Annotated in this window: 16 protein-coding genes; 10 read left to right on the top strand and 6 right to left on the bottom strand. The window is 60.1% G+C overall.

The features are described from left to right. Nucleotides 1–28 precede the first annotated feature (28 nt). The 7 genes from BM235_RS12145 (at nucleotide 29) to BM235_RS12115 (ending at nucleotide 9080) form a co-directional block, all read left to right on the top strand. Complete coding sequence (locus tag BM235_RS12145) at nucleotides 29–1192, top strand: glucose-1-phosphate adenylyltransferase (RefSeq protein WP_090113166.1); 1164 nt, start codon at nucleotides 29–31, stop codon at nucleotides 1190–1192. Next, the gene (glgD, locus tag BM235_RS12140; RefSeq protein WP_090113164.1) at nucleotides 1192–2304 is read left to right on the top strand and encodes a glucose-1-phosphate adenylyltransferase subunit GlgD; all 1113 of its coding nucleotides are present in this window, start codon (nucleotides 1192–1194) and stop codon (nucleotides 2302–2304) included. Before BM235_RS12145 ends, glgD begins: the two co-directional genes overlap by 1 nt. 46 nt (nucleotides 2305–2350) lie before the next feature. Beyond that, a complete protein-coding gene (gene glgA, locus BM235_RS12135; RefSeq protein WP_090113162.1) occupies nucleotides 2351–3781 on the top strand; it encodes a glycogen synthase GlgA in 1431 nt (476 codons plus the stop codon). A 48-nt stretch (nucleotides 3782–3829) separates the two neighbouring features. Next, on the top strand, nucleotides 3830–5821 hold the full coding sequence (locus tag BM235_RS12130; RefSeq protein ID WP_090113160.1) for a glycoside hydrolase family 15 protein: 1992 nt from the start codon (nucleotides 3830–3832) through the stop codon (nucleotides 5819–5821). A gap of 155 nt (nucleotides 5822–5976) precedes the next feature. After that, nucleotides 5977–6729 (top strand): DUF1361 domain-containing protein, encoded by a 753-nt coding sequence (locus BM235_RS12125; protein WP_090113158.1) that lies wholly within the window; start codon nucleotides 5977–5979, stop codon nucleotides 6727–6729. Nucleotides 6730–6768: 39 nt separating this feature from the next. Beyond that, a complete protein-coding gene (locus BM235_RS12120) occupies nucleotides 6769–7416 on the top strand; it encodes a zinc-ribbon domain-containing protein (protein WP_090113156.1) in 648 nt (215 codons plus the stop codon). A gap of 278 nt (nucleotides 7417–7694) precedes the next feature. Continuing rightward, nucleotides 7695–9080 carry a PucR family transcriptional regulator gene (locus BM235_RS12115; protein WP_090113154.1) on the top strand — a complete coding sequence of 462 codons (1386 nt, stop codon included), beginning with the start codon at nucleotides 7695–7697 and terminating at the stop codon, nucleotides 9078–9080. A 129-nt stretch (nucleotides 9081–9209) separates the two neighbouring features. Here BM235_RS12115 and BM235_RS12110 read toward each other — a convergent pair whose 3' ends face one another. From BM235_RS12110 to BM235_RS12085, 6 genes are all read right to left on the bottom strand, one after another. Beyond that, complete coding sequence (locus tag BM235_RS12110) at nucleotides 9210–9329, bottom strand: sporulation protein YjcZ (protein WP_090113152.1); 120 nt, start codon at nucleotides 9327–9329, stop codon at nucleotides 9210–9212. Nucleotides 9330–9432: 103 nt separating this feature from the next. Next, nucleotides 9433–9840 carry a spore germination protein GerPE gene (locus BM235_RS12105; RefSeq protein WP_090113150.1) on the bottom strand — a complete coding sequence of 136 codons (408 nt, stop codon included), beginning with the start codon at nucleotides 9838–9840 and terminating at the stop codon, nucleotides 9433–9435. A 1-nt stretch (nucleotide 9841) separates the two neighbouring features. Further along, entirely contained in the window at nucleotides 9842–10042 is a 201-nt protein-coding gene (locus BM235_RS12100) for a spore gernimation protein GerPD (protein WP_090113148.1), read from the bottom strand. Nucleotides 10043–10047: 5 nt separating this feature from the next. Next, on the bottom strand, nucleotides 10048–10746 hold the full coding sequence (gene gerPC, locus BM235_RS12095; protein WP_090113146.1) for a spore germination protein GerPC: 699 nt from the start codon (nucleotides 10744–10746) through the stop codon (nucleotides 10048–10050). A 36-nt stretch (nucleotides 10747–10782) separates the two neighbouring features. Continuing rightward, complete coding sequence (locus BM235_RS12090) at nucleotides 10783–11001, bottom strand: spore germination protein GerPB (protein ID WP_090113145.1); 219 nt, start codon at nucleotides 10999–11001, stop codon at nucleotides 10783–10785. After that, entirely contained in the window at nucleotides 11001–11225 is a 225-nt protein-coding gene (locus tag BM235_RS12085) for a spore germination protein (RefSeq protein ID WP_090113143.1), read from the bottom strand. The genes BM235_RS12090 and BM235_RS12085 overlap by 1 nt, the downstream gene beginning before the upstream one ends. 191 nt (nucleotides 11226–11416) lie before the next feature. Between BM235_RS12085 and BM235_RS12080 the strand changes: the two genes are divergently transcribed. The 3 genes from BM235_RS12080 to yidD all read left to right on the top strand — a co-directional run bounded on the left by BM235_RS12080 (nucleotide 11417) and on the right by yidD (nucleotide 12537). Next, a complete protein-coding gene (locus BM235_RS12080; protein WP_090113141.1) occupies nucleotides 11417–11896 on the top strand; it encodes a hypothetical protein in 480 nt (159 codons plus the stop codon). Nucleotides 11897–12002: 106 nt separating this feature from the next. Further along, nucleotides 12003–12203 carry a hypothetical protein gene (locus tag BM235_RS12075; RefSeq protein ID WP_090113139.1) on the top strand — a complete coding sequence of 67 codons (201 nt, stop codon included), beginning with the start codon at nucleotides 12003–12005 and terminating at the stop codon, nucleotides 12201–12203. A 73-nt stretch (nucleotides 12204–12276) separates the two neighbouring features. Next, nucleotides 12277–12537 (top strand): membrane protein insertion efficiency factor YidD, encoded by a 261-nt coding sequence (yidD, locus tag BM235_RS12070; protein ID WP_255374336.1) that lies wholly within the window; start codon nucleotides 12277–12279, stop codon nucleotides 12535–12537. Nucleotides 12538–12706 lie beyond the last annotated feature (169 nt).

Here is a 12706-nt window from a genome sequence, read left to right as displayed (position 1 = left end):
ATATTCTCAAGAGAGCGGGGAGAGCAGGATGCATAAAAGCGAATGCATTGCCATGCTGTTGGCGGGCGGCGAAGGCCGCCGGCTCGGCGTATTGACCAAGGACCTTGCGAAACCCGCCGTGCATTTCGGCGGCAAGTACAGAATCATAGATTTTACGCTCAGCAATTGCGTGAATTCAGGGATCGATACGGTGGGCGTCCTGACCCAATACCAACCGCTCGTGCTCAACCAATATCTCGGGATCGGCAGCCCGTGGGGCCTCGACCGCAGGGGCGGGGGCATGCACGTCCTGCCGCCGTATGTCCGCTCCAAGGGCGGCACGTGGTACAAAGGAACCGCTAACGCGATCTACCAGAACATGGGCTTCATCGAGGGCTACGAGCCCGAGTACGTGCTTATCATCTCCGGCGATCATATCTACAAAATGGACTACGACGAGCTGCTCGAGTCCCACAAGCGGAACCGCGCCGACGCGACGATCGCGGTCATCACCGTGCCGTGGGCGGAGGCCAGCCGCTTCGGCATCCTGAGCGTGGACGAGGACGACCGGGTCGTCGAGTTCGCGGAAAAACCGAAGCAGCCCAAAAGCAATCTCGCGTCGATGGGCGTCTATATTTTCACGTGGAAGGTGCTGAAGGAAGCGCTGATCCGCGACGAAGCGACGCAGGGCTCGTCGAACGACTTCGGCAAGGACATCATCCCGACGCTGCTCGAAGACGGCGCGCGCCTGTTCACGCACCGGTTCGACGGATACTGGAAGGACGTAGGGACGATCGATTCGCTCTGGGAGGCCAATATGGACCTGCTGGAGGATGAGCCTGCGCTGAACCTCAATGACCGGTCCTGGCGTATCTATTCCGTCAATCCGAACATGCCGGCGCATTATCTGTCTCCGTCCTCGAGCGTTCAGAGCTCGCTCATCAACGAAGGCTGCGTCGTCGAAGGGACCGTCAACCGTTCGGTGCTGTTCCAGTGCGTCTCCATAGGCGAAGGCAGCTTTATCGAGGATTCGGTCATCATGCCGAACGCGAAAATCGGCAAAAACGTGCGGATCGTGCGCGCGATCGTCGGCGACGGGGCGGTCGTCGGAGACGGCTGCGTCATCGGCAGCGTGGAAGCCGCCGAGATCGCCGTCGTCGGCAGCGGCGACCGCATCGAAGCCGAAGCAGAACTCGAGGAGGCGAAGTCCTAATGAAACTGCCGCTCATGGGCGTCATCAACCTGATTCACGAGACGGAGGACATGGGTCCGCTCACGAGCGCCCGCTGCCTCGCCACGGTGCCGTTCGGCGCCCGCTACCGATTGATCGACTTCGTCCTGTCCTCGATGGTGAATTCGGGCATGAACAAGGTCGCCGTATTCGCCCACACCAAATACCGCTCGCTGATGGACCACCTGGGCTCGGGCAGCAACTGGGACCTTCACAGCAAGCAAAGCGGCCTGTTCGTACTGCCTCCGTCGATGGAGGACCAGTCCGACTTCGGCAAAGGCGACCTGTACCAGTTTTACCGGCACCGGGATTACTTCGCGCGCAGCCCGCTCGAATACGTCGTCGTCGCGCGCAGCCATATGGTATGCAACATCGACTTCGCCAAGGTGCTCGAGCAGCACCGCGAACGAGGCTCGGACATCACGGTCGTATGCAAAGAATGGCCGAACGCGGTGACGGGACTGACGCGCAAGGCGAAGCTGGACGCGGACGGCCGGATCGTCGACATGCAGGATCACTTCGGCAGGCTCGCGAGCGACGTCGTCTCGATGGAGATGTACGTTCTTCGCAAGGAGCTGCTCCTCGACCTGGTCGACACCTCGCTCGCGCAAGGCAAGGACCACTTCGTCAGGCACGCCGTCATGCCGCGGCTCGGCGAGCTGAAGGTCGACGCTTACATGCATGACGGATTCTTGGGCGTCGTGAACAACATCCCGTCCTATTACAAGCACAGTCTCGAGCTTTTGGATCCGAAGGTGTGGAACGAGCTGTTCTTCGAACCGGGTCCGATCTTCACCAAAGTGAAGGACGAACCGCCTACCCGCTATCGCGCCGGCTCCGCGGTGAGCGGCTCGCTCGTCGCGAACGGCTGCGACATCGAAGGCCGCGTGGAGGGCAGCATCCTGTTCCGCGGCGTCAAGGTGCACAAGGACGCGGTCGTGCGCAATTCGATCGTCATGCAAAACGGCGTCATCGGCGAGCACGGCCTGCTGTCGAATTGCATCTTGGACAAAGAAGTGGAAATCCGCAGCGATCAGCAGCTGATGGGGGCTTCCGACCTGCCGTACATCGCGCTGAAGCGCAAAATCATTTAAGATATTCGATTCGGCACGAAACAGTTCAACTCATCGGAGGTGTTCCATGAACGTTTGGTTCGTGGCGTCCGAAGGCGTCCCTCTCGTCAAGACGGGGGGGCTCGCGGACGTCATCGGGGCTCTGCCCAAGGCGCTCGGCGGTCGCGGCATCGACGTGACCGTCGTCCTCCCCAAGTATGGGAGCATATCCGACGCTTATTTGGAAAACGCGGCTTTCAAAGGCTATTACTATATCACGATGGGATGGCGCAGGGAGTATTGCGGGCTATACGAGGTTATGGCCGACGGCGTGCGCTTTCTTCTGATCGACAACGAGTTCTACTTCAGGCGCGAATCGCCGTACGGGTACGGCGACGACGCGGAGCGCTTCGTATTTTTCAGCTTTGCGGCCGTGGAGGCGATGCTGCGGGAGCCTGCGCTGCCCGACGTCGTGCACTGTCACGACTGGCAGACGGGTCTCGTGCCGTTCCTGCTTCGAACGAGGTACGCCTACGAGCCGGCGGTACAGCGCGTGCGGACCGTATTTACGATTCACAATTTGCAATATCAAGGCGTGTTTTCCCGCGAGCTGCTGCAGGATCTGCTCTCCGTCGGCGACGACGCTTTTACTGGCGACAGCCTTGAATTTTACGGCGCCGCGAGCTGCATGAAGGCGGGACTGCGCTTCGCGGACAAGCTGACGACCGTCAGTCCTTCCTATGCGCTCGAGATTCAGACGGCCGAATACGGGGAGAAGCTCGACGGCGTGCTGCGCGAGCGGGCTGGCGATCTGGTCGGCATTCTTAACGGCATCGACACGCAGTCGTACGATTCCATGAACGATGCGGCCTTGCATGTACGGTACCGGGATTCGCTTGCGAAAAAGAGGCAGAACAAGCCGGCGCTGCAGCGCGAGCTAGGGCTGGCCGAGGACGCGGATGCCCCGTTGATCGGCGTCGTCTCGCGAATGGTCGGGCAAAAGGGCTTCGACTTGATATTGGACAGCCTCTCCGCCTTGATGGACGAAGGCGCCCAGCTCGCCGTGCTCGGTTCGGGCGATCCGCACTTCGAGCATCTGCTCGGCGAAGCGATTCGCCGTTACCCGGGACAGCTCGCGGTCTGGTTCGGCTTCAACGAGGGACTCGCGAGGCGGATCTACGCTTCGTCCGACATGTTCCTGATGCCCTCGCGCTTCGAGCCCTGCGGCCTCAGCCAGCTCATCTCGCTGCGCTACAGGACGGTGCCGATCGTGCGGGAGACGGGCGGGCTTAAGGACACGGTCGAGCCGTTCAACGAGTTCGCCGGCACCGGCACCGGCTTCACCTTCGGCCCGGCGAGCGCGCACGACCTGATCTTTACGGTGCGCCGCGCGCTCCGTTTTTACCGGGAAGAGCCCGAAGCCTGGAAACGCCTCGTGAACAACGGCGCGAAGCGGGACTATGGTTGGGGTAGCTCGGCCAAGCAGTACGAACTACTATATAGAGAGCTCGTTAAATAGAGGACGGTCCGCGGCAAGGGCGGTCCAATAGGAGAGGGGAATGCTGGCATGGCCCGACATCTCGTGATCGGCAACGGCAAGATGCTCATCAATCTCGACGATCATTGCTTCATCCGCGATCTTTATTTCCCGTTCGTAGGCCAGCTCAACCATATCGGCGGGCAGCAGTGCCGGTTCGGCATCTGGTGCAACGGCTCCTTCGTCTGGCTCGACGATCCGTCTTGGCGGATCGAGCTCGGCTACATCGAAAATTCGCTCGTCACGAACGTGGTCGCCAGACATGACGGACTCGGCATCGAGCTGTACGTCAACGACGGGATCCACCAGCGGGAGAGCATCTATATGAAGCGCGTCGTCGTTCGCAATCTGACCGGGGAACCGAAGGACGTGCGCGTGTTCTTCCACCAGGACCTGATGATCGACGGCAACGAGGTCGGAGACACGGCGGCCTACTACCCCATGAACCGTACCGTTTTCCATTACAAGCGTTCCTCCTATTTCATGTTCAACGGCCGTTCCCAGACCGGCGGCATCTACCAGTTCACGACCGGCATCAAGCGGTTCCATTCGGCCGAAGGGACTTGGCGCGACGCCGAGGACGGCGAGCTGATGGGCAACGCGATCGCCCAAGGCTCCGTGGACAGCACGATCAGCTTCAGGCTGGAGCTGCAGGCGAACGGCGAGAGCTCGCTGTATTACTGGATGTCCGTCGGCAGCGACCTGGAAGAGGTCAAGCGGCTCGACCAATACGTGCTCGAGAGCCATCCCGAAAAGCTGCTGAGCCGTATCGTCATTTACTGGAACCACTGGCTGACGAAGGTTGGCACGCAGTATCAATTCGGCGATCTCCCGCCGGAGGTCGTGCGCCTGTTCAAGCACAGCCTGCTCATCGTGCGTACGCAGATCGACGAGCGCGGCGCCATTCTGGCCGCCAACGATACCGACATCCTGCAATACAACCGCGACCACTACAGCTACATGTGGCCGCGCGACGGCGCGCTCATCGCGGACGCGATGTCGCTGGCCGGCTATCACGGCACGATCGCGCCGTTTTTCCACTTCTGCAACGATGCGCTCGCGCCCGAAGGCTATTTGTACCACAAGTACAATCCGGACGGCACGGTCGGCTCCAGCTGGCATCCGTACGTCGTGCACGGCCTGCCCCGGCTGCCGATCCAGGAGGACGAGACGGCGCTCGTGCTGTTCGCGCTCTGGAAGGATTACGAGCGTCACGGCGAGATCGAGCTGCCCCAGTCGCTGTATCCGAGCCTCGTGCGCAAGGCTGCGTCCTTCCTGTGCGACTATATCGAGCCTTCGCTCGGTTTGCCGCTCCCGAGCTACGATCTGTGGGAGGAGCGCTACGGAATCTGGACGTACACCTCTGCGTCCGTCTACGGCGGCCTGATGGGAGCCGCGTACTTCGCGGACCTGTTCGGCGATTACGAGCGCAGCGACCGCTATCGCAACGTGGCCGAGCGGATCAAGCTCGGCATGCTGACGCATCTGTGGGACGAAGAAGCCGGCCGCTTCGCTCGCGGTCTCGCGCTGCGGGACGGCAAGTGGGAGAAGGACATGACGATCGAGAGCAGCGTGTTCGGCCTGTTCGAATTCGGCGTGCTCCCGGCGAGCGACGACCGCGTCGTCCGCACGATGCATGCGATTCAGCAGGGGTTGTCGATCAAGACGGACGTCGGCGGTATCGCCAGGTACACGAACGACTATTATTTTCAACAGTCCGACGACCTGGAGCGCGTGCCCGGCAACCCGTGGATCATCTGCACGCTATGGGTCGCGTACTTTCAGATCGAGACCGCGACCAGCCTGGCGGATCTCGAAGCGCCGCGCATCACGCTCGAGAAGATCGTTCATTCGACGCTCGAGGGGGGCAACATGCCGGAGCAGATTCATCCGACCCAGGGCACGCCTCTCTCCGTGGCGCCGCTCACCTGGTCGCACGCGACCTATATCAAGACCGTATGCCTCTACGTTCGCAAACACGAGGAGCTCGCCGCAGCCGCGCGCAAGGGCAGCGCCGTATAAGGCACATTTAGCGAATCTATGGCGAAGGTCGACTGCCATCCCCCGACGGAAGCCGGCGGGATGGTTTCTTTAATTTTTGGGGCTTAAACGCAACTTTTCCCCGCCAATCGGTGTAAATAGGACAGTAATAAGCATTGAAAGGAGGGACCGCAACGATGAGCCGCAATCAAGTGCGCGCTGCAGCCGAGCCGCTTATCACGCCGGCTTTTTTAATTCTTTGCTTCACGTCGCTGCTGTGCCTGTCCATGCTCGTCGTCAGGGAAGCGCAGGTCGGCGATGCCCGCTACCGGTTCCTGCTATGGAATTTGTTCTTGGCCTGGCTCCCGCTCGTCGTCTCGATGGCGGCCGCGGGGGCGGACCGATTGCTAGCGGGGATGCCGGCTGCGCGCGGAGCGATGCTGCCGATCCTCGGGCTCGGCTGGCTGCTGCTTTATCCGAACGCGCCGTATTTGACGACAGACTTGATCCATTTGATCATGAATCCCACCTATAGCTGGCTGCAGTCCACCGAATCGCTGCTCCTTTGGTACGATCTGATCGTCTTTTTCCTGTTCGCCTGGTGCGGCTTGCTGCTCGGCTATTTGTCGATGCGCCAATTCCATCGTCTCGTCTCCCGGTATTTGGGTGATGCGGCGGGCTGGCTGTTTATCGTGGCCGTCTCGTTCCTCGGCGGGTTCGGCGTCTATTTGGGGAGAGTCATACGGCTGAACAGCTGGGACGTCGTATTCAGTCCGTTCAGGCTGGCGAACAGCGTCATCGGCGGCATCAACTCGAACGGCGCGATTTTGACGATTTTGTTCGGCATGCTCATCCTGATCGTTTATTTGTCGCTATACGGCCTCGGCATCCAACGCGGGCCGGGTCAGAGCGGCGGCGTTGCCCGGGACGGTGCCGGCGGGTTATCATAGTACATAGTTATAGTTGCTCGAGTCTAGGAGGCGGAATTCATGAGTTTCTTCAAAAAGTTAACGGAGACAGTCAGCAAAGGGGTCAGCACCGCCACGGAGAAGGCCCAACAGACCGTTGAGATCACCAAGCTCCACTCGCAAATCGCGGGCAAGCGCAAGGAGATCGAACGTCAATATAACGAAATCGGAGAAGCCGTCTTCAAGGCTTACGTTGCCGGCGACTTGTCCAAGGCGGAGAGCGAAGTCATCCCGGCTTGCCAGGTCATCGCGGACAAGGACCGCGAGATCGACGCATTGGAGGACCGGATTCGCGAGCTGCGCAACGAAAAGGAATGCGAGTGCGGCCAGCGCGTTCCGTTCCAGACCCGCTTCTGCCCGGCTTGCGGCAAGCCGTTCCCGGAGCCGGCGCCGGCTCCGGCGGCCGAGATTCCGGCCGAAGACGAGCTGTCCGTGCTGCCCGAAGACGCGGCATCCGATCGCGCGTCGCGGGCGATCGATATTTATCCTGAGGACGAGTCCGCGGACGAAGCTTGGGCTGCTAGCCGTACCGTTCCAGCGGAGGAGCCGGCGGCGGCCGAGCCTCCTCCGCCTCCTAAGCCGACCGTACAAGTGTGCACGGCCTGCGGGTCGGAAATGCCTGAAGAAGCGAGATTCTGCCAGGATTGCGGCAATCCGATGTATCCTTGAATCCAGACTGACAACGCATAGGGGAGTTGTAAGGCTGTCGAAGCGGCATCCATGTCGCTTAGACAGCTTTTTTTGTGCGTGTTTTGGATCGTACGGTAATCTACGGGTCGAAGATGCAATGTGTCATTAAAAGTAACGCGAAAATAGGTTTGATATAAAATTATAATGATGAAAGACGAAATATAAGAAGACATTTGATAATGAATGTTATAAAATATAACATAATATAAGAGCTGTATTTGAGAAAAACAACCGCGCATGGCGAGGAGGGGAGCAATATGACTGCAATGTCCCGTAAAGACGCCCATCCCGATAGCAGGCCGAACCGCGTCAGCTTTCCGATCATGGAACCGAAGGAAGAGCTTATGGAAATGGCGGTCGAAGCGCGCTTGGCGCCGGAACGATCGCTGGCTGAAGATTATGGTCAATTGGTCGAGCTTCAATCGGCGATCGGCCGGGTGTCCCGCCTGCTCCTGGACGGCGGCAGCTTGGAGCAGGCGTTGGACGCAATGGAAGAAGCGCTGGGCAATCCGATCGCGGTCTTCGGAAGCAGGGAGGGGGAGTGGCATTCAAGCGGCCTTCGCTTGCCTGACGCGTCGCCGTCCCTCGCGGCTGTCGCGGCGCAAGTCAGGCGCGGGGGAGAACCGGCGGCCGCTTCCGGTTTCATCGGCACGGGTAACGGGCGAAGGGCCTACGTGCATTGCATCGCGAAGAACGCAGACCTCGCGACTGCGATCGCGCTGTTCGAGCACAACCGACCGGCCACCGCCCTGGATATGCTGACGCTCGCGCGTCTGTCTGCGTTCGTAGACTTGGAGATGGCTAATATCGATGCCGTGCGCGAGGTCGAAGGAAAATATCTCGAGCTGTTCCTCCAGGACTGGCTCTCGGGAAAGATCGTCTCCGAGCGGGACTGGACGATGCGGGCAGAGGTGTGCGGCTGCGAGATCAAGCGCCCCGGCCGGCTTTGCGTGGCCGTAGTCGGCTTGGAGAAAGCCGGCGGCGATGCGCCGGACGGAACGCTTGCGGAGCTATCCCGCCGGCTTAGGTCTGGCAGGCGGCTGCCCGGGAGGGAGCTGCTCTCGGCCGTCTACGGCAGCGATCTGGTGCTTATTCTGTCCGGAGACGACGGCGACGGACATGACTTGTCCGACGCGGAAAGGGAAGCGCCGCTTCGGGAGCTGCTCGACGAGCTTCGCGCGGAGCTCTCCATGCCGGCCGTCAGGCTGTTCGCCGGCCGTCCGGTCGCGAAACCGGAGCTGCTGCCGGCTAGTCTGTCGCAGGCGAGAAGGGCGCAGCAGGTCGCGGAAGTATGCGGATTGGCGGGCGACGTCGTTTCATACGACAACCTCGGCGTGTACGCGCTGCTGTACTTGATTCCCGGAGGCGAAGAACGCGAACAGTTTCTGCGCCGCTATATGGCCCCGCTGCAGCAGGCGGACCGTAAAGGCGGCGGCCGGCTCGCGGAAACGCTGGAAATGTTTTTCCGATGCAACGGCAACATCAAGCTGACCTCCGAAAAGCTGTATGCGCATTACAATACGATCGTCTACAGGCTGGACAAAATCCAGAGCATCCTCGGCGTATCGCTCGACGATCCTGAAGACAGGCTCCAACTGCAGCTGTCGCTGAAGCTCGGCCAGATATCGCCTGGCAGCTATTGAACGCCGGGGCGCCGCAGCCCTCGTAGCGCTTCAAAGCGCCGCTAAACGTTCAAAAGCCTCCGGCCGCAGCGAATGCGGACCGGAGGCTTTTTACGCTATCGAAACGGGCGCGGCTTCGCCGCAAATCGATTAGAAAATGCCGGCTTTAAGGATGATGACGAGCAGTACGTACAGAACCAGCGCGAACGCTGCACCCGCCATGGCGCCGCCGCCGTATCCGCAACCTGCGCCTGCTACTCCGTATCCCATAGTAACAACCTCCCGATTAGGTTTATGTGATGAGCGATCACACAGTCATCATATGCGGAGGTCGGCGGGCGGCTTGTGCGTTCGCCCGTTTATGCCGGGAGGATCATTTAAAATCGACTTCGACGCGCGGTTGGACGCCGGGTATGCGATTGCGGATATTGACGATTCGCGTCTCGGCGGTTTCCGGTCCGCCGTTGCCGAACCTGACGTGCGAAGCGGCCGAGATGGCGGTAATTTGAACGGTGCCGATCTCGATCGGCGCGCAAGATGACTCGAAGAAGGCAGCCGGTCCCTCGTCGGGCGGAGGGACGGGCAAGGGACGCGTAAAAAGCGAATAGGAGGCGAAAGGAAATTCATTGTCCTTGAACGTCGCGACGCTGCGCTGTACCGCAAGCACGCGCGCCTTCAATCTCGCGCCGTCGCGGTTGTCCCCAAAATGGACGACGGACGAATCGGATGCAGAATTGATATAGACGAGGCCGACGGCCGAGACCCTTCGCGACAAACTCATATTATAGGTTCTCTTCGGGAAGGTCCGGCAGCGGCGCCAGCGGTCCGATGATGACGGATTCCGGCGGCGTGTCGAAATACGAATACAGCGTCATGCTCTGCGTGTCCCCCACGAGCATCGAGGAAGAACTGGAAATGCCGAGTACGCGGATCGATCCGATCCGAACCGGCTCGTTGTTTACGATCATTTGTCCAAGCTTCATTGGATTCACTGCCTTTCAGGCGGCGCTTGCGACACGCGCTTGGCCGCATAATTTTCAAAAGCGGCACGCACGTCTTTCCTGACTTTTTCGATTACTTCCCGTTCCCAATCCGCCAACGCTTTTTCCCCGTTCTCCTTAGGCAGCGGCGTCGTGCGCGCGTAATACTGGATTCGGGGTCCCAATTGCGCTTTTACGTCGTCCGATACCCGCCGGATCTCGGAGGCTTCGAAAGAAATGCCGTTCTTCGCAGCGGTCGCGGCCAGGTCGGCTGCGGCCTCTTGGTCGAACATATCGCGGCTTTGTTTGATTAGTCGCGGAATAAGAGGTTCGGGTCCTTCGGATCCGACGGCGGGCGTCTGCCAGGTGCCCGCTGCCGGAACTTCGAAGGAGTCGACGTCGCCTTTGGCGTTCGGGCTAATGCCGATGTTGAGCGTGCCGTCCAGCCTGCTCACCTTCAGCTGGTCGAAGTGATACTCGACGTGAACCGGGGGCTGGCGCTGCAGGTCCTCGATTCGGGTCTGCATCTCGGCGATACGCGATTGCGCTTCGGCTTGCTGCTGGCGCAGGTTATCGATTTGCTTTTGGAAATCTTTCAATTGCTCCGCTGCCGACCCGGCCCAAGATTCGAGCTCGCGAATTCGACCTGCGCAGACTTGGCAATCGAAACCCGAATGCCCGTTCGGAAAATGCCATACCGAGTTCAATGCGATACGCCTCCTGCCGGTAAAATGCGTAACTCGCTAGCTTGGGTTGGGCAACGGCGCGAGAAATAGCGGCTGCGACGCGTTGGGCTGGCTCTCGCTCAGTTGCGCGGCCGGTTCGGTGAACCCTCCCGAATTATATAACTGGGAGAGCGACCGAATGCTTCCGGCGCTGCCGATCTGAAGGACGGAAGAGTTGGAGACGGCATCCACGCGCAGCTGGCCGATCGAGATTTGTTGATAGATCGTCCATGCCATCAGACGACGGCGCCTCCCGCTGAATTCGAATCGACTACGTCAGGATCGTTCGTATTCGTCGAGCTTATCGAGTTGGTTCTAGGCAAGTCGCCGGTAACGAAGGAACCTGCTCCCGCGAAAGTTTTGGTCGTGCTGGAGGGAGAAACTTGGAGGCAGTCCCCGAATTGGACGACGCCGCTGGAGCCGATGCTGATGATTTTGACAGCTCCTACGATGCTGGGCATGCGGCAACGACTCCCTTTTGAATGGTCATGTCTTAATGTATGAAGGCAGGAGCCCAGATGTTCCCGAATTCCGGCTTTCCGCACTTCCTCGCCCAGGCCCGCATAAGCTGATGAGGGTTCGGAACCGGCGGGACGACGCGCCGCGAGCAAGCGGCGCAGCGACGTTTTGCCTGCGAGGGAGGGCGGGAATGATGGCGTTTTTCGACGAAGGACCGCTGCCGGATTGGAGCGAGATCCGCCGGCTGATCGGCAAGGACCTGCCGTGGGATTTGATCAAACAATGGGGGCACGAAGACGAATCGTGGCTCGACGATTATATACGGAAGCTCGGGTTCGGCAAGTCTCTGGAAAAGACGGGGGCCGTCGCGGGCGCACGGCCCGAAGCCATCGTCACCGCGAGTCCGCAAATGGAGGCGCGAAAAGAGAAAAAACGCGTCGTCGCCACGATCAAGCCGCCGCCGGGCACGGACAGGAGCGCCGTCCGTCTGTACGCGACGGCCGACAGGCTGCGCGTGTCCGGTCTGCCCGGCGACGCAACCGCGTCGCTGAAGCTGCCCAGTCTCGTTTTGCCGAAGACGGGGAGGGTCGCCTGGAAAAACGGGAGATGGGTCGTCGTATTCCGGCGAAAGCCGCCGAGACAAGGCGAGGTTGAGCTTTTTATCGGCGAATAGCACGGGTAACGATGTTCAATCATGCCCGGATTCGATATAATGCTTTACAGCGGCATTCGCGCATGCTAGGCGCGTGAATGCATCAGAGAATGGGGAGGAAGCTTTTTTGGAACTGGTCGACGTATCTGAAGTGTCCGCGGGTCTGTTTATCGTTGGCGTTATTTTTATTTTGTTGGTCGGAGGATTGCTCAGCATGGGCATACTCCGTTTTTTTCAGGGCAAAAAGGGACAAGGCTGGGGCTATCTGATCGGCTCGGCCGTCTCGCTCGCCGCGTTTATTTTTATCGTAAACGAGTGGTTCGCTTGATCCGTTCGCCGATTTGACTTCGTCGGGGGCTTCCTGCATCATGAGGACAAAGGGCGCAAGGGGGCGTTACGGGATGAGGGAGACAATCGTGGCGGCGATGCGGCTGCCCATCCTGTTCTACCGCCGGTTCATCTCGCCGCTCAAGCCGCCGACCTGCCGTTTCGCTCCGACCTGCTCCGCCTATGCGCTGGAGGCGATCGAAGTGCACGGACCGATCAAGGGCGCGGGCTTGGCCGCGGTACGCATCTGCAAATGCCACCCTTTTCACCCCGGCGGCTTCGATCCGGTTCCTCCGCCTAAGGGGAAAAGCGATGTAGGGCGGCCGTCCGCTTGACATCGGCCCTCGCGCTGCGTTATATTTTGGCCAATACAACCGTATACCGATCCGATGAAGCGATGAGTACAAGGCAACGATCTATCTCAGAGAGCCGGGGACGCTGCGAGCCGGCATAGATCGACTTTGGAAGATGGTCCTGGAGGATTCGTGCCCGAGCGCAGCCGCC

The sequence above is a fragment of the Cohnella sp. OV330 genome (assembly GCF_900112065.1).
Classification (GTDB): Bacteria; Bacillota; Bacilli; order Paenibacillales; family Paenibacillaceae; genus Cohnella.
The sequence above is the reverse complement of the archived record's forward strand: the minus strand, read 5'-3'. Positions and strand labels throughout refer to the sequence as shown.